A 14,652-nucleotide genomic window follows, 5' to 3' on the forward strand; every position below is an offset into this window, starting at 1 on the left:
TGTCGCCGTACGTCTCAGGAGCGCGGGGTGGCGGTCGTACGCGGACCACGGCTGGGGTCCGGGCGGGCGGTCGTACGCCGCGGTCCGGAAGGGTCTCGGTGCGGGAAATATCACGTGGACGGTGAGGGCCGGGAGGGGACTCGGGGCGGGGTTCGTACGCGGACGGTTGGCGTCGGACGGCGCCGTCCCGGCGTCGGTGCAGCGTAACGGTTCGGTCATGATTTTTCCTGACCCGGTGGCATGAGACGGACATCCCCCTTCCCGTTTGGACCGCACCGTACGAACCTGGAGATATGAACGCGACGACAGGCGACCGGCTCCTTGTGCACGGGAACACCGTCGGTGAAAGGGATCGCGCCGGAATCATCATCGAGGTTCAGGGGCCGAACGGCGGGCCCCCGTACATCGTGCGGTTCGACGACGGACACACCGGCCTGGTTTTTCCGGGCCCGGATGCGGTCGTCGTGCCTCAGTAGAATTCTCGTGTGAGATCCCAGATCATCTCCGTGGCCACGGGTTCGCGAGAGACGGTGCACGACATCACCTCCGTCTGCGCGGGCTTCGTACGGGAGCAGGGCCAGGACGGTCTGCTGCACGTCTTCGTCCCGCACGCGACCGCGGGCGTGGTCCTGATGGAGCTGGGTTCGGGCAGCGACGACGACCTGATCGCCGCGCTGCGCGACCTGCTGCCGGCCGACGACCGGTGGCGCCACGCCCACGGCTCACGCGGGCACGGCAGGTCTCACGTGATGCCGGCGCTCATCCCGCCGTACGCGACCGTTCCGGTGGTCGGCGGACGGCTGGCGCTCGGCACCTGGCAGTCGATCGCACTCGTCGACCTCAATGTCGACAACCCGCAACGCCAGGTTCGGCTGTCATTTTTGTCCGATTAATTCTGGCCGCCTACGGCCGTACCCGTGGCGACCGTTGACGACTGAGGGTCACAGCGTGTGGACTGTCCCGAAGCGATAACCGCACAAGCGGGGCCACTCAAGCAGGAGGGATAAACGTGAGCGCGACCGCGGGTCAGGCGCAGGGCGAACGCGGCCTGGCCGAACGGCTCGGTCTCAAGCCGGGTCAGGTGGTGCAGGAGATCGGTTGGGACGAGGACGTCGACGAGCAGCTTCGCGAGTCCATCGAGAACCTGACCGGCAACGAGCTGCTGGACGAGGACACCGACGACGTCGTCGACGTGGTGCTGCTGTGGTGGCGTGACGGCGACGGAGACCTCTTCGACGTCCTGAGCGACGCCATGCGAGGCCTCGCCGAAGGCGGCCAGATCTGGCTGCTGACTCCCAAGGCCGGACGCGACGGCCACGTGGAGCCGAGCGACATCGGTGAGGATGCCACGACCGCGGGTCTCTCGCAGACCAGCAGCATCTCCGCGGCCTCCGACTGGTCGGGGACCAGGCTCGTCTCACCCAAGGGCCGACGCTAGGGAGCTCCAGCGCCGGCCGGGTACGGCAGGATGAGTCCTGTGATGCAACATCCTGCCGCGGTGGGCGCCGTGGCTCCGGACTTCGAGCTTCAGGACCAGCACGGCACGCCCGTGAGGCTGTCCGATTTCCGGGGCAGGAAGGTCGTGCTGGTCTTCTACCCGCTTGCCTTCAGCGGGATCTGCCAGAGCGAGCTGGCCGCGCTGCGTGACCTCACCGCCGACGCACAGATCCTCACCGTCTCGGTCGACTCCCTGTTCACCCACCGTGCCTGGGCGGACCAGGAGGGTTACGGTTTTCCCCTGCTCTCCGACTTCTGGCCACATGGACAGGTCGCCCGGGCGTACGGTGTGTTCGACGACGCGAAGGGCATCGCGCGGCGCGGCACCTTCGTGATCGACGGCGAGGGCGTGATCCGGTGGTCGGTGGTCAACCCGGCCGGCACCGCGCGCGATGTCGCCGCCTACGTCAAGGCACTCGCCGACATCTCGTAACGCTGGTAACGCCCGTAAAGCTGGAACGCTCGTAACACTCGTAACGGAGGACACGATGCCCTGCTATCGCTGCGGGGCCCGGCAGACGGACCCCGTCCGGGGCGCGAGCCCATGGAAGCGCGGGGTACGCCGGGAGTCCCAGGTGCTCATCTGCCCTGACTGTCAACGGCTGCACGACCTCGACCTCGACTCCTGCCGTACGTGCGGGTCCACGGCGCTGATCTGCCGATTGGGAGAGGTGGAGTGCCGGGCCTGCGGGGCGGTACGGATGGCACGGGCCAGGGCTTTCGCGGGATCGGGAGCGCCGCCGGGGCTGTCGGCTGAGGTGGAGGCGGCCCTGAATCGGGTCCTGGGACGGGCCTGAACCGCCTGAGACGGGACCCCGTGCCAGACCTGGGCCTTGCTCGGTGGGCTTGCATGCCAGGCCTGGGCTTGCGCTGGGTCGGGCCTGACGCGGTCGTGTACCGGCGCCGGGGCGCGTCCGAGCGCACCGCATCGCCCCGCACGGGAGGCACGCGCGGGCCGCCCCGGGATGGAATCGGCGACTCAGCGAGACCACATTCCAGACATTTACTGAGCTGCGCTATCGTCTCCTACCGTGTCCGCATCTAGTAGTTCGTTCGTCGTCGCACTGGACGTCGGCGGCACGTCCATGAAGGGCGGCCTCGTCAGCGAGTCCGGTGCGGTGCTGCTGAGCGAGCGACGCCCGACCCCGGTCGCGGACGGCCCGGAGGCGGTCGTGGGCGCCATCCGTGACTTCATCGGCCACCTGGCGGCCTCGGGCGACGGGAACCCCGCGGGCGTCGGCCTGGCCGTTCCGGGACTGGTGTCGGCGGACACCGCCCTCTACGCCGCGAACCTCGGCTGGAGCGACGTCCCGGCCATCGACTTCACGCCGCTGGACGTACCGATCATGCTCGGTCACGACGTCCGCACGGGCGGCCTCGCGGAGAGCGTCCTGGGTGCGGGGCGTGGCGTCTCGGACTTCCTGTTCCTGCCGATCGGCACCGGTATCGCCGGCGCCATGATCCTGCACGGCGAGCCGTACGGGGGAGCGTCGGGCTGGGGCGGCGAGATCGGGCACATCCCGGTGTTCCCGGACGGGGAGCAGTGCGCGTGCGGCCAGTTCGGCTGCCTGGAGACGTACGCCTCGGCGGCCTCGGTGGGCAGGCGTTACAGCCTGCGCTCGGGCCTGGAGGGGATACGCGCGGAGCAGGTGGTCTCCTCGGACGACCCGGTGGCCATCGAGGTGTGGGACGAGGCGGTCGAGGCGCTGTCGCTCGCCCTGGCCACGTACACGCTGCTGCTGGACCCCTCCATGATCGTCCTCGGGGGCGGCCTCGCCGAGGCGGGACCCGCCCTCTTCGACCCGGTCCGCACCCGCCTCGTCAAGCGCCTGGCCTTCCGCGCCGCACCGCCGCTCCACCCGGCCGCCCTGGGAGTGGACGCCGGCATGCTCGGAGCCGCCCTCCTGGGCTGGCGCGCCGCCGGCCGCCCCGAACTGGGACCGGGCTGGGTTCTGGATGTGCGATCGCAGCCGTTGGTGTCGTAAGGTGTAGTGCCGATCAGGGGCGGTTAGCTCAGCGGTAGAGCACTCGCCTTACAAGCGAGGGGTCACTGGTTCGAACCCAGTACCGCCCACCTGCGAGAAGAGCCCCGTTTCCGATCACGGAAACGGGGCTTCGTGCCATTAGCGTGCCATTAGCTTTGTCGGATCTTCGCGTTCATGGCGTCGGCGATCCTGCGGTCGGCCTCTGCGGTGCTGTGCTGGTAGATCAAGGCGGCGCGGACGGAGTCGTGTCCCATCCGCTGCATGAGGTCCTTGAGGCTCGCGCCGGAGCCGGCGGCGATCGTGTTGCCGGTGTGCCGGAGGTCGTGGAAGTGCAGGCCCAGGAAGCCGATCTTTCTCGTGTTCTCGTCCCACTTGGCTGCGCGACGGAAGTTGCTGCGGCGGAGGGTGCCACCTCGTGAGCCGGTGAAGATCAGTGCTTCGGGTTCTGGGGCTGTGAACTGGTCGAGGTGGTCGCGGAGTGCCGGTGTGATCGCTTCCGGGATGGCGACCGTACGGACTCCGGCGCGGGACTTGGGCGGGCCGACGAGGAGTTCGCCTGTGTCGAGTTCGACGTGCTGTTGCCGAACGCTGACGGTCCGGGCCGTGAGGTCCAGGTCCATGCGGCGTAGGGCCGCCACTTCGCCCCAGCGGAGGCTGGCGAAGGTGGCGAGGAGGACCAGGGCGCGGAGGCGCGCTGGCATCAGGTCGGCCAGCTCGAACACCTTCGCCACGGTGAGGACCGGCCGTTCCTCCGGCTTCTCCTCGCCGGCGCCCCGGATGCGGCACGGGTTGCGCGGGATGATTTGATCGTCGGCCGCCGTCATGAGGACTGCGCGGAGGAAGCGGTAGGCCTTGGCGACCTCTGATGGGCCGATGCCGTTGCCGAGCAGCAGGACGCGCCACTCGCGGACCGTGGCTGTGTCGAGCTTGCCGATGGGAACGGCGCCCAGGTGCGGGCGGATGTAACGCTTGAGCAGGCCCTTGTAGATCTCGACCGTGCGCGGGCGGAGGTTCGTGCGTTCGGCGATCCACTTGTCGGCGTAGTCGCCGAGCTTGACCTTGGAGCGCTGGGGGTCGGTCCAGTCGCCCGTGATCAGCTTGGCCTCGATCAGGGAGAGCGCCTTTTCGGCGTCGCGTTCGCGTGCGTAGGTGTTCTCGCCGAGACGGATCTTGCCGTCCGGACCGGGGTAGCGGATCTGGAATCTGCCGGACGGGAGCTGGCGGATGCTGCCGAAGCGCCGCTTGCCTAACTTGTTGGGCATCAGGCAGCCCTCCCGAGCTCGGTTGCCGAAAGATCTTGCCCGTCTGCTTGGGCTTGGAGCTGAGCCATGTGGGTTCGCCAGCGTTGACGTTCGGCCACTGAGCGGAGGAGGCGCATGGCGAGTGGTGGCACGTTGGCATCGCCGGCCGGGACGGGCTTCCAGATGTAGCGGTGCGGGTCTGGTGCCTCGTCGGGCTGGCCGAGGGCTTCCAGGACCCAGGTACGGCGGTCCTGCTTGTGCTCGGCGAGGGTCTTGTTGGACCACTTGCGCGAGACCAGGACGCGGCGGCCCGCGTAGCCGAGGTGGTCGGGCTTGTGAGCCTTGCTGCGGCAGCGGCCCGGGGTCATGCCCGGCTTGGCGTTCTTGGGTTGGATACCGTAGTGGAGCCAGTTCGGGCAGGCGGGGGAGCAGGGCTCGAAGCGCAGGGCCTCGACCATGCGGGCCGCGTGCTGGCGCTGGGCGGGGTTGTCGGTGTCGAGGGTGTCGCCGAGGCTCTTGGTCAGGTACTTGGACAGGTAGCGGATGCACTGGTCGGCGTCCAGGGTGCCAGCCAAGACGCCCTTGACGTCGACCTGGTCGCCGAAGCGGATCACGTGCAGGGGCGTGGCGTTCTCGTCGGTGTCGAGCTGGTCGAGTGCTTCGTCCCAGGTGGGCAGGACCTCGCCGGTTGCCGGGTCGAGGTAGCCGGCGCCGTCTTCCCAGACCGGCAGGTGCGCGCCGTCGAAGAACACCGTGTCCGCCTTGGGCCACCACACTTGGTGGTAGGTCGCGGCAGCTATCTGCTTGACCTCCGCCCGGGGGAGTGTTCCGCGGATGGCCATGTGCAGGTGCGGGGCCAGTCGCTTCTGAGACTCGACGGTGGCGAAGTACTGCACGTCGTAGCCGGCCACCCGGCGAAGGTTCTGCACGAAGCGATCGACCAGCTTGGAGAAGTGCAGAGCGTCACGGGCTGCCCTGGCGTAGTCGTAGGTCTCAGGATCGACCGGGACGCCGTCGCGCACCTTGCCGTAGGACGGGAGCGTCAGAGTGACGAACAGCGACGGCCGGTAGACCTTGCCATCCGAGGACTCGAACGTCCGCCCGAGCGTCGTTGCCGTCATCCTGCGCTTGGGCAGGTTCGGCGCGTCCTGCCGCCGCCTGGTCGAACGGGTGCGCTTGGGCAAGGTACGGCCGAGAACACTGCCACGCATACCCGCCTGGTTGATCTCGGCGTCCACGCCCTCGATGGCGGCGTCCCAGTCGGTGGTGTCCTCACCGAGGGCGTCGGCCTGGTCACGGCGGGCTTGAAGGTCGGCGCGGAACTCGACCAGCCACCGCTGTTCGTCGGTCGGCTCGTCCGGCGTGATCGACGGCTCCTGGTCGAGGTGCCAGCCTTCGCGGCACTGTGCGATCCGGAGTTGCCGGTTGCGCTTGGCGCACGATGGGCACTTGGCGTCCAAGTGGCTCCGCACGGGACGTCCACGATCTCCCAGCGTCCGGTGTGGACGTCGAGCCGCTTGAGCGGGATGGGCCGGATGCAGACGCCATATTGCTTGGCGACCTCCACGGCCACCTCACGGGCCACCGGCATGGTTTGGCGGACGGCGCGGGGTAGGGAGCGGTCGGTCATGCAGTCCTCCCGTCGTCGGTGGTCACGTGTGCGAACTGGCCGCATTCGCGGCACTCGACCAGGGCGCGGGTTGTGTCGAGCCAGAGAGTGTTGATGGTGCGGCAGACCGAGCAGCGCAGGCCGTCGAGGAAGTGGCCGAGTCCCGTCATGGCCTCCCTCCTCGTGCGCTTATGTAGACCGCGACGCGTTGTGATCTCATTGCCGTACTCCGCGGCGAGAAGGGGTGCTGCCGATGCTTTGGGTGGAGTCCTCGGGTGGGCCGCTTGCACTCATAGCGGCGGAGGCGTTGCCCATGTGGGCCGGAGCAAGTGGACACGATTACGAGCAGGCATGTGAGGTCGATGGCTTTGATGTGATCGCCTTCGGAGCGGATAAGCGCGCGCTGATCCTGTGGGAGGAGCCGGCACGCACAACCTTCTTGGCCGGGCCGATGATGTTCGCGCAGTGGCTGTACGCCGATCCGGGAACGAACGTAGACCGGGTTCTGGCCGATACGAGCCGTGTCGAATGGGAGGCGGGACCATTGCTGGACATCAACGGCCCGATGATCCTCCTTGACGCTGCCGCGCCTGGTGCGGACCTCCAGATCGACCAGTCGCGAGGGACGATGAGTGCCGAGGCGATCAGCCTCGACATTCCGCCAGGGCATTACCGGGTCGAAGCAGGAGAGACGAACCCGAGCGATCGAACATGCTTCCGGCTCTATCGCCTGGTTCTTGTGAGGTAGCGCCAAGAGTCTCGTCATGCAGCCTCACCTCGTGCGCTGAAGATGGCGACCATCTGGCGGATGTCGTCGTCGGAGACGTAGGCGGCGCGGACGGGTTCGGGTGAGGTCTCCAGCCGCATGTAGGCGACACCAGCGCCTAGAGCCTGTACGGAGTTCGGATCTCTAGGCTGGCCGGAGGCTTCGTATCCATATGACGGCCCCGCGTAGGTGCAAGCCCGCCAGATTACTGTCGGGCGTCTTGTCGAACCGGAAGGCCAGCCCACGCCACTGTTTGATTCGGTTGATGCAGCGTTCGGCTGTGTTGCGCTGCTTGTAGAGCTCGGGATCATGGGTGACCGGCCTCCCGCCGGCAGATCCGCGCTTCTTGCGGTTGGCCGCCTGGTCGGCCTTCTCCGGGATGACCGCCTTGATCCCGCGCCCGCGCAGATGGGCGCGGTTGCCGCGCGAGGATTACGCCTTGTCCGCGGCCACCGCGCCCGGCCGGGTGCGCGGACGGCCCACCGCCAGGCGGATCTTGATGCGCTCCAGCACCGGGCGGAACTGCGGGCTGTCCCCGGCCTGGCCGGCAGTCAGGACGAAGGACAGCGGACGGCATCGGCCATCAGCCGCCAGATGCACCTTGCTGGTCAACCCGCCCCGCGAGCGGCCCAGCTTGGCCGCCTTCAGCCGGAACCGGTGCCGGCGTCGTAGCCGTCGCCGTTCGTCCCCTTCGTCATCAGCCTCGCCGTCAGTCCTGTCAGCCCCGTCGTCCGCGTCGTGGTTGTCCCTGCGCTCTTCATCGCTGGGATCGCTGGGGTCGTCGTCGGGGGCGTTTTGCCCCTTTGGCGTAGCCCCCTTTCCTGCCGGGCGGCATCTTCCAGCGCCGCGCTCAGCTCGCCGTCCAACACCATCCCGGCGGCATGATGGTGGGCGCGGACAGTGGTGGAGTCAACGCTGACCAGGCCGAGGTTGGCCTGTCCCCGGGCTGCGGCCTCAGCGATCATGGCCTGTAGCAGCTGCTCGAACACGCCGTCCCGCGCCCAGGTGCGGAACCGGTCGTAGGCGGTGGACCATGGCCCGTACTCCTCCGGCAGGTCACGCCACGGGCTGCCGGTACGAAACCGCCACATCACCGCATTGAACAGCCGCCGCAGATCCGGGATCGGCCCCCGCTCGCCCAGCGGTAAATGGGGCTCGATCAAGGACCATTCTTCGTCGGTGAGGTCTCCACGCGCCATGTTCGATGGCCTACCAGGGCCACCGGCCATACCGCAGGCGATCCCTCTGATCTCAACTCCGTACAGGCCCTAGCGCAGTTCCCACCGTGCCGGATCGTTGGGGCGGGGTGTCATGACGCCGGGTTACCTGCCGCACGGGGTGCCGCAGGTAACGACCGCAGGGCGGTGTGATCACGAGTCCACTTGATGGATCCCCACAGAATCCATCACGGCGTACGGTCGGTGCATGCGCAACTGGAGCTGCGTAGTACTTATGGGCACACTTCTGACCTGTCTCACCGGCTGCACAGTCGCCGCCAATGGCTATGTCGGTATCAGTGTGGACGAGTCAGGTCATCTCGTCGCCGTACTGGCCTGGTGTGGACCTGCGCCGGACGGAGTGCGGCTCTACCACGAGCGTGCCGTCCCCCAAAGGAGCCCGACCGGGAACCCGGACGGTGCGTACATCGATGACGCGATGTATCACGCATCCGCCATGCGTGGGCAGAGCGCCTCGTTTCGGCTCGACACCCCCGTTGGCGACTGGATGGTCACGCCCAAGTCTCCCTCTCTGGATCCAGCGATCACCTACAACGCCTACGGCTTCACCAACGACAACACCAGTTCGCTACGACACGTGACGTTCGAAATTGACGATGCCACCAAGGTCGACCCAGGCCAGGTGCTGATACAGAGATGGGACGAAAAGAGACAACAAGACATCGACGTCGTGATCTCTCTAGCTGCTTTCGAGCAGATGGGCCAGGATCCCGAGAACTGCCCCTGAGCGCACCTGCCCGGCGCGGCGGCCGACGCCGCGGTGGGCCACGGTATGGCTGCCTTCGACATCGACCGCCGATTCATAACGGCCCGTCGGGCGCTCAGCAACGGGCCAGACCTCCTTGACTGACAGACTGCTTTCTAGTTCTGGCATGTGCTTTGATGTACCCCCGAGAATGCTTGTCGCAGATCTTGCTGGAGCAGTGATAGATGGATGAGGTGGTAAGCGCACTACGGTCTGGTCTTCATTGGCTTGAGCGTCGTCAGAAGAGGAACGGCCGATGGGGCGCTTCTGGTGGGTTGGCTGAGGTCACGGCGACTACACAAGCGCTCCGAGCCTTCACCGCATGCGGATTCGAAGCCGATTATTCGGTTGCAAGGCGTGCGGTTGCTTGGCTCTCGTCGCCCGACTTGAGCGCGTCGATCAACCACTATTTCTGGCGGCTTGGCGCACTCTCGGAAGTGCATCCGCGCAAAGTCTCTGACGATCTGATCCGTTATGACCTGGAAGTTGTGCGTCAGAAGATCGAAGAGGGTGTAAGCATTGACTCGCGCCTGAATTATCGCGCTTTCTGGCTGGACTGCGCGCTCAATGCCCATGTGGATCACCCCTGGACAGGAGAGTGCGCGGGAGGCCTGCGAGATCTGCTCAAGGCGGACATCGACGTGACTGCGGCGGTATGGGCTCAGGCGGCCTTGGAGCGCTATGACCCTGGTGCGTCGGGCCTTCTGGGTGCGAAAACCATAGTGAACGCACTCCAGGAGGCGAGTGGCGCTTTCCATCTGAATGGGTCAGTGGCTGGCACGGCATATCTGGTCTACAATTGCTCCCGCTCCGGCTCGTTGAGTGGCGATCCTGCTGTGCAGCACGTTCTCCGAGGAGCGGTAAGGTGGATGATATCCCGTCAGGAGAGCGCGGGGAACTGGCCGACTGAACAGCCTTTGTATGGAGGAGATCCGCAGTCGGAGGCGTACTATACAGGCATCGCATTACGTGCCTTGGCGGAATATGTGTTGCGATTCCAGCCCAGGAGCATGTCGCAAATCGGCATGCCTGAATGGCGTATGAGAAGAGCAATTTTTCGGATCAGTCGCTGGGTGGCTCTCGGAGGTCTCCTTCTTGCGGTTGTCGGGGCCGTGGTCGTATCGGGGTCTGTCGGTGTCGCCTCGACGGTTCTCGGAGTTCTGTCAGCGATAGCGGGGTTCACGACCTTTTATTGGGACGCTCGACGGGAGTTGCGGAAGTAGGATTGCACTCTTGTCGTCTGCGCGGGGCATTGCTGCAGACTGCTTACGGCATTCCGCCGACCAGGCCGCTCCCGCCCGCCGAGGTTCTAGAACGACCCGTGACCCTTGGCCTGCTGGGCTCCGCCTGAGTCGCCCCCCGCTGAGACCCCGTCTCTTTGCGCCGCCTTCGCTCACAGACGGAGAAGAGTTCGGCGTCGCGCGGCAGACGGTCATCCAAGCCCTCGAGCTGTCGCGTGCCCGTGGGCTCATCTCCACGGTGAAGAGCCGGGGCTCGTTCGTGAAGGGCGGCGCCGACTTCGTCGCCCAGGTCGTGGCCGACGGAGCTACCCGCATCATCAACCGACACCGAGCGGCGCGAGCTGAACCGGCCGACGACGGCTGGGTGACCGTGGTTGAGCTCGGCGGCGAGGGCGAGGCGCTGCCGGCCGACAAGGTTGACATCCGCGGAACATGCCGTGACCTGCGGCAACCGACCCGCTTCGTGAGGAGTGACCGGAAATTCCGCTGAGTTCGGCCGACTGGTGGGTTACGCTGCCGGTGGCTCAGGTGCGAGAGCTCCGGTTCCTTCATCTGCTGGATGAAACCGACCCGGCGCTGTCGCTGATCTCTGAGCTCTCACAACTGGATATGCACCTTCCCGGTGCGAAGGCAACGGTTACTTCCTCTTCCAAAGGAGCAACGCGGGTTCGAATCCCGCCGCCCATCTCGATGGGTGTCGTCCAGTGGCCCAGGACGCTTACGTCTCCGTCGCCGACCTTGATCTCGGGAGGGACACAACTTCAGAGCGTGCCCGGTGCGCAGATGAGGGTTACTCCTTTGGGAGGGTGATGTTGCAGGTTCGAGTCCTGCCGCCCCGAGCTCTCGGGGTGTAGCTCAACGGGTAGAGCGCACAAACAGTCACCTTCGTCGACTCTGATCTCGGGCACGAACTCTTGAACGAGGCCCCTCTCGCAAGACCACGAGAGGGGCCTCGTCGCGTCATGGCGAAGTTCAACAGCACGACCACCAGGGCCGCCGTGTCCAGCCCGGTCAAGTCCGAGGCAACGCCGTCCGGTCGCACCTTCGAGGGCGCTCCCGGGTACGCGCGAGACGCCAAGAGTGAGCTGTTCCTGCTCGCCGTCGCCAACATGGTGGGAGAGAAGACCTTCTACGAGAAGGCCGGCGACCGCGACAGCCGGTTCAGGGCGTTGGTCCACCAGGTCGCGGTCGAGGACGGCGAGTGGCTGGCCCGATTCCTGCCGTGGCTGCGTTCCGAGGCGAACATGCGCACCGCGCCGGTCGTCGCCGCGTTGGAGGCTGTCAAGGCCCGGCTCGCCGCCGGCGAGCACGGACTGAACCGGCAGCTCGTCGACAGCGTCCTCCAGCGGGCCGACGAGCCCGGAGAGGCGCTCGCCTACTGGACGTCCGCCTACGGCCGGGCCATCCCGAAGCCGATCAAGCGGGGCGTCGCCGACGCCGTGCAGCGGCTGTACACCGAGCGGAGCCTGCTCAAGTACGACACCGACTCCAAGGGTTACCGGTTCGGCGATGTGATCGACGTTGTCCACCCGAGCCCCGATCCGGCTCGGCGTTGGCAGGGTGACCTGTTCCGGCACGCCCTCGACCGCCGCCACCAGCGGGACAACGACATCCCGGCGTCGTTGAGCACGCTCATCGAGCGGGAGAAGCTGATGGAGCTCCCGGTCGAGCAGCGGAAGGAGGTCCTGTCGCGTCCGGACGTGCGGGAGCGGCTCACCGTGGCGGGGATGACGTGGGAGGCGCTCGCCGGCTGGCTCCAGGGCCCGATGGACGCCGCGGCGTGGGAGGCGGTCATCCCCTCGATGGGGTTGATGGCGCTCACACGCAACCTGCGGAACTTCGACCAGGTCGGCGTCTCCGACAAGGTCGCCGCAACCGTGGCTGCGCGGCTGGCTGATGCCGATGAGGTGCGCCGGTCCAAGCAGTTCCCGTTTCGGTTCCTCGCCGCGTACAAGCACGCCCCGTCGTTGCGGTGGGCTTACCCGCTGGAGCAGGCTCTCGGCCACTCGCTGGCCAACGTGCCCGCTCTGGAAGGACGCACACTGATCCTGGTGGACCGGTCGGGGTCGATGTTCGGCGCGATCTCGGAGAGGTCCGGGCTCAACCGCGCAGACTCGGCGGCCGTGTTCGGCTCCGCGCTGGCGATGCGTGCCGAGTCGGCGGACCTGGTCGAGTTCGGCACCACCTCCGGGCCCGTGCCCTACAGCCCGGGCGAGTCGGTGCTGCGGGTGGTGGAGCGGTTCGGAAGCCTGGGCGGCACCAACACCGCCAAGGCGGTACGCGCCCACTACCGCGGCCACGACCGGATCGTCATCGTCACCGACGAGCAGGCGTGGGGCGGCAACAACGGCGAGAATCCGACCGGTCAGGTGCCGGCCAACGTCCCGGTCTACACGTGGAACCTCGCCGGCTACCAGTACGGCCACGGCCCGTCGGGTGAGCGGACCCGTCACACCTTCGGTGGACTCTCCGACGCCGCGTTCCGGATGATCCCTCTGCTTGAGGCCGGCAAGAACGCCGACTGGCCGTTCTGACGCCCGGCACGAGGCGACCCCGTCTCCCTGGGGCGGGGCCGCTGCCGAGCCGGAGGCTCCGGGCCGCGGGTCACCGAGGCCGGTGGCCCTTCTTTCTGCGGCTGGCCGGTACGGCGCGGCGGCCCGAGGCGGCCTGTGCGGGTTTCTGCGCCTGCCGCTGTGCCGGTTTCTTGGCAGGGGGAGCAGGGGCACGGCCCCGCGAGCTGTTCACGGTCCGGCCGCGGACGATGCCGATAAAATCTTCCACCAGGTCAGTGGTCGCGTCCGTGGGCCAGGCCAGCGCGACCTGGGACTGCGGCGCGTCCGTCACCGGCCGGTAGGTGAGATCCCTGCGGTGGTGGAGGCGTGCCAGCGACTGCGGAACCAGGAGAAGCCCCGTGCCGGCCGCGACCATCTCGACTGCGTCCGCCGTTGTGGCCGGGCGGGTGAACGCGGGCAGCCCGGGCCGGTCCGTCCACTCGATGCTGTCGTCCAGAGGATGGAACACCTCGTCGTCGGCGAGGTCGGCGACGGCTACCTCGTCGGCGGCGGCCACCGCGTGATCCTTGGGCGCCACGACCACCGTGGTCTCCACGTAGAGAGGAATCACGCTGAGCCCGTCCCGATCGACCGGCAGCCTGACGAATCCGGCGTCGGCCCCGCCATCCCGCAGAAGTCCCACCACCTCGGCGGCGGGAACCGCGACCAGGGCAACCGGCACGCCGGGCATCCTCTCGGTCCAGACGTTGACCCATTTCGCGGGTGTCACCCCAGGCGCGTACGCCAGCCGGAACACCTTGCCGGTCTCCCCATCAGTCACTTCCTCAGGGTACCGATGTCCGGGGAACCCGTTCCGACTGACTACGCTTGGCGTCATGACCTCGTCCAAACCGAAGACCATCCAGACGATGAAGCCCGAGACCGCGGCGAAGAAGCTGGGTGTCCTCCTCTCGGCCACTCCCGCCGAGTTCCAGGCGGGTGTCGTCTCCAGGGACGAGTTGAACGAGTTGCAGTCGAAGCCCCCCGCGTGGCTCGCTGACCTGCGTCGTAACGGCCCGCACCCCAAGCAGGTCGTCGCCGCGAAGCTCGGGGTCTCCATCTCCGGCCTGACCAGAGGCGGGATCACCGGACCGCTCACCACCGCCGAGATTGACGAGCTGAAGGCGGAGAACCCGGCGTGGCTGGAGCGCGAGCGGTCCGTCCAGGCCGAGGCCCGCAAAGAAGCGCTCCGCCTCAAGCAACGCTAGACCGCACGTCTCCGACCCGGGACGAGCCCGCCGAACGAACGGCCTCTCGTCGCTCCAACCGTCCGCCATGCTTGCGGCGGTCAGACCTCTGGGGGCCCGGGCCGTCCTCGCGTGCGACCGTGCCCCGTCCACACTGGCATGGGGCTTCCGGCTGATTCTCGCAGCGGCTAGCTTCACAGGGTGGACGATGATCTCTCATTCAGGCCGTTGACCGACGTGGAGGTCGCTCTCGGAGTCGGCCTCATGGTGCTGCTGCTTCTCCTGCCCACCATCATCTGGCTTGCCATGGTGTTGTCGCGCCACCGCAGATAGCGCCGCCGCCGACGACTCGCTGGTGATGTCCTTGTCCGCTTCTGTCGTGCGGTACCGGTGGATCGCGGCGCGCGCTCTCGTGCCTCATCCGGATCATCGCGTTGCGAAGGAAAACGCCGGCGCTGGCCGCGATAACCCCGTCAGGAATGGTCGAGGTCTTGACGCGCATTCACCAATTGAGCCTGTGCAGGCACGAGCCGATGCCCGGGGAGGCACAATAGAGCACCACGGAAAACTCCTGAGACCCAAACCCTCGCG

17 protein-coding genes, 3 tRNA genes and 1 pseudogene are annotated in these 14,652 nt (G+C 67.2%); 15 read left to right on the forward strand and 6 right to left on the reverse strand.

The window, feature by feature from the left end; genetic code table 11:
• Positions 1 to 293 precede the first annotated feature (293 nt).
• The 6 genes from MTP10_RS18975 to MTP10_RS19000 all read left to right on the forward strand — a co-directional run bounded on the left by MTP10_RS18975 (position 294) and on the right by MTP10_RS19000 (position 3,571).
• Positions 294 to 476 (forward strand): DUF1918 domain-containing protein, encoded by a 183-nt coding sequence (locus MTP10_RS18975; protein WP_310710807.1) that lies wholly within the window; start codon positions 294 to 296, stop codon positions 474 to 476.
• A gap of 9 nt (positions 477 to 485) precedes the next feature.
• On the forward strand, positions 486 to 893 hold the full coding sequence (locus MTP10_RS18980; RefSeq protein WP_310710808.1) for a secondary thiamine-phosphate synthase enzyme YjbQ: 408 nt from the start codon (positions 486 to 488) through the stop codon (positions 891 to 893).
• A gap of 116 nt (positions 894 to 1,009) precedes the next feature.
• Positions 1,010 to 1,438 (forward strand): DUF3052 domain-containing protein, encoded by a 429-nt coding sequence (locus tag MTP10_RS18985; protein ID WP_310710809.1) that lies wholly within the window; start codon positions 1,010 to 1,012, stop codon positions 1,436 to 1,438.
• A 42-nt stretch (positions 1,439 to 1,480) separates the two neighbouring features.
• Positions 1,481 to 1,930 carry a peroxiredoxin gene (locus MTP10_RS18990; RefSeq protein ID WP_310711006.1) on the forward strand — a complete coding sequence of 150 codons (450 nt, stop codon included), beginning with the start codon at positions 1,481 to 1,483 and terminating at the stop codon, positions 1,928 to 1,930.
• Between the two features lie 598 nt (positions 1,931 to 2,528).
• Positions 2,529 to 3,482: an ROK family protein gene (locus MTP10_RS18995; RefSeq protein WP_310710810.1), complete on the forward strand. Its 954-nt coding sequence runs from the start codon at positions 2,529 to 2,531 to the stop codon at positions 3,480 to 3,482.
• Positions 3,483 to 3,499: 17 nt separating this feature from the next.
• Positions 3,500 to 3,571 (forward strand) — tRNA-Val (locus MTP10_RS19000).
• A 60-nt stretch (positions 3,572 to 3,631) separates the two neighbouring features.
• Here MTP10_RS19000 and MTP10_RS19005 read toward each other — a convergent pair.
• The 3 genes from MTP10_RS19005 to MTP10_RS19015 all read right to left on the reverse strand — a co-directional run bounded on the left by MTP10_RS19005 (position 3,632) and on the right by MTP10_RS19015 (position 6,502).
• The gene (locus MTP10_RS19005; protein WP_310710811.1) at positions 3,632 to 4,744 is read right to left on the reverse strand and encodes a site-specific integrase; all 1,113 of its coding nucleotides are present in this window, start codon (positions 4,742 to 4,744) and stop codon (positions 3,632 to 3,634) included.
• Positions 4,744 to 6,195, reverse strand: a complete 1,452-nt coding sequence (locus tag MTP10_RS19010) for a replication initiator (RefSeq protein WP_310710812.1) — start codon at positions 6,193 to 6,195, stop codon at positions 4,744 to 4,746. Before MTP10_RS19010 ends, MTP10_RS19005 begins: the two co-directional genes overlap by 1 nt.
• A gap of 154 nt (positions 6,196 to 6,349) precedes the next feature.
• Positions 6,350 to 6,502: a hypothetical protein gene (locus MTP10_RS19015; RefSeq protein ID WP_310710813.1), complete on the reverse strand. Its 153-nt coding sequence runs from the start codon at positions 6,500 to 6,502 to the stop codon at positions 6,350 to 6,352.
• Between the two features lie 83 nt (positions 6,503 to 6,585).
• Here MTP10_RS19015 and MTP10_RS19020 point away from each other — a divergent pair, with 83 nt between their 5' ends.
• The gene (locus MTP10_RS19020) at positions 6,586 to 7,080 is read left to right on the forward strand and encodes an Imm21 family immunity protein (protein WP_310710814.1); all 495 of its coding nucleotides are present in this window, start codon (positions 6,586 to 6,588) and stop codon (positions 7,078 to 7,080) included.
• A 162-nt stretch (positions 7,081 to 7,242) separates the two neighbouring features.
• Here MTP10_RS19020 and MTP10_RS19025 read toward each other — a convergent pair.
• Both MTP10_RS19025 and MTP10_RS19030 read right to left on the reverse strand, forming a co-directional pair.
• Positions 7,243 to 7,782, reverse strand: a pseudogene (locus tag MTP10_RS19025) (IS5 family transposase); the annotation flags it as partial.
• Complete coding sequence (locus MTP10_RS19030) at positions 7,743 to 8,327, reverse strand: IS5 family transposase (RefSeq protein ID WP_310710815.1); 585 nt, start codon at positions 8,325 to 8,327, stop codon at positions 7,743 to 7,745. The pseudogene MTP10_RS19025 and the gene MTP10_RS19030, both read right to left, overlap by 40 nt.
• A gap of 196 nt (positions 8,328 to 8,523) precedes the next feature.
• On the opposite strand from MTP10_RS19030, the gene MTP10_RS19035 reads away from it, so the two are divergent.
• The 6 genes from MTP10_RS19035 to MTP10_RS19060 all read left to right on the forward strand — a co-directional run bounded on the left by MTP10_RS19035 (position 8,524) and on the right by MTP10_RS19060 (position 12,856).
• Positions 8,524 to 9,063, forward strand: a complete 540-nt coding sequence (locus MTP10_RS19035; RefSeq protein WP_310710816.1) for a hypothetical protein — start codon at positions 8,524 to 8,526, stop codon at positions 9,061 to 9,063.
• A gap of 404 nt (positions 9,064 to 9,467) precedes the next feature.
• Positions 9,468 to 10,304 carry a hypothetical protein gene (locus MTP10_RS19040; protein ID WP_310710817.1) on the forward strand — a complete coding sequence of 279 codons (837 nt, stop codon included), beginning with the start codon at positions 9,468 to 9,470 and terminating at the stop codon, positions 10,302 to 10,304.
• Between the two features lie 256 nt (positions 10,305 to 10,560).
• The gene (locus tag MTP10_RS19045) at positions 10,561 to 10,812 is read left to right on the forward strand and encodes a hypothetical protein (RefSeq protein WP_310710818.1); all 252 of its coding nucleotides are present in this window, start codon (positions 10,561 to 10,563) and stop codon (positions 10,810 to 10,812) included.
• A gap of 132 nt (positions 10,813 to 10,944) precedes the next feature.
• A tRNA-Ser gene (locus MTP10_RS19050) sits at positions 10,945 to 11,007 on the forward strand.
• Positions 11,008 to 11,012: 5 nt separating this feature from the next.
• Positions 11,013 to 11,158: transfer RNA gene (locus tag MTP10_RS19055), tRNA-OTHER, on the forward strand.
• A gap of 126 nt (positions 11,159 to 11,284) precedes the next feature.
• Positions 11,285 to 12,856, forward strand: a complete 1,572-nt coding sequence (locus MTP10_RS19060) for a TROVE domain-containing protein (RefSeq protein ID WP_310710819.1) — start codon at positions 11,285 to 11,287, stop codon at positions 12,854 to 12,856.
• A 70-nt stretch (positions 12,857 to 12,926) separates the two neighbouring features.
• Here MTP10_RS19060 and MTP10_RS19065 read toward each other — a convergent pair whose 3' ends face one another.
• Positions 12,927 to 13,655 carry a LysR substrate-binding domain-containing protein gene (locus tag MTP10_RS19065; RefSeq protein ID WP_310710820.1) on the reverse strand — a complete coding sequence of 243 codons (729 nt, stop codon included), beginning with the start codon at positions 13,653 to 13,655 and terminating at the stop codon, positions 12,927 to 12,929.
• A gap of 55 nt (positions 13,656 to 13,710) precedes the next feature.
• Here MTP10_RS19065 and MTP10_RS19070 point away from each other — a divergent pair, with 55 nt between their 5' ends.
• Positions 13,711 to 14,082, forward strand: coding sequence for a DUF5997 family protein (locus MTP10_RS19070; RefSeq protein ID WP_310710821.1), 372 nt, complete (start codon positions 13,711 to 13,713; stop codon positions 14,080 to 14,082).
• A 180-nt stretch (positions 14,083 to 14,262) separates the two neighbouring features.
• On the forward strand, positions 14,263 to 14,394 hold the full coding sequence (locus MTP10_RS19075) for a hypothetical protein (RefSeq protein WP_310710822.1): 132 nt from the start codon (positions 14,263 to 14,265) through the stop codon (positions 14,392 to 14,394).
• The last annotated feature ends 258 nt before the right edge of the window (positions 14,395 to 14,652 follow it).

The organism is Nonomuraea sp. 3-1Str (assembly GCF_031570565.1).
Lineage (GTDB): Bacteria > Actinomycetota > Actinomycetes > Streptosporangiales > Streptosporangiaceae > Nonomuraea.

Bases quoted from the DNA above. Each gene is read 5' to 3' on its own strand.
- MTP10_RS19060 (WP_310710819.1), top strand. From the start codon at position 11,285: ATGGCGAAGTTCAACAGCACGACCACCAGGGCCGCCGTGTCCAGCCCG.
- MTP10_RS19035 (WP_310710816.1), top strand. From the start codon at position 8,524: ATGCGCAACTGGAGCTGCGTAGTACTTATGGGCACACTTCTGACCTGT.
- MTP10_RS19030 (WP_310710815.1), bottom strand. From the start codon at position 8,327: ATGGCCGGTGGCCCTGGTAGGCCATCGAACATGGCGCGTGGAGACCTC.
- MTP10_RS19005 (WP_310710811.1), bottom strand. From the start codon at position 4,744: ATGCCCAACAAGTTAGGCAAGCGGCGCTTCGGCAGCATCCGCCAGCTC.
- MTP10_RS18990 (WP_310711006.1), top strand. From the start codon at position 1,481: ATGCAACATCCTGCCGCGGTGGGCGCCGTGGCTCCGGACTTCGAGCTT.
- MTP10_RS19020 (WP_310710814.1), top strand. From the start codon at position 6,586: ATGCTTTGGGTGGAGTCCTCGGGTGGGCCGCTTGCACTCATAGCGGCG.
- MTP10_RS19070 (WP_310710821.1), top strand. From the start codon at position 13,711: ATGACCTCGTCCAAACCGAAGACCATCCAGACGATGAAGCCCGAGACC.
- MTP10_RS19015 (WP_310710813.1), bottom strand. From the start codon at position 6,502: ATGACGGGACTCGGCCACTTCCTCGACGGCCTGCGCTGCTCGGTCTGC.
- MTP10_RS18975 (WP_310710807.1), top strand. From the start codon at position 294: ATGAACGCGACGACAGGCGACCGGCTCCTTGTGCACGGGAACACCGTC.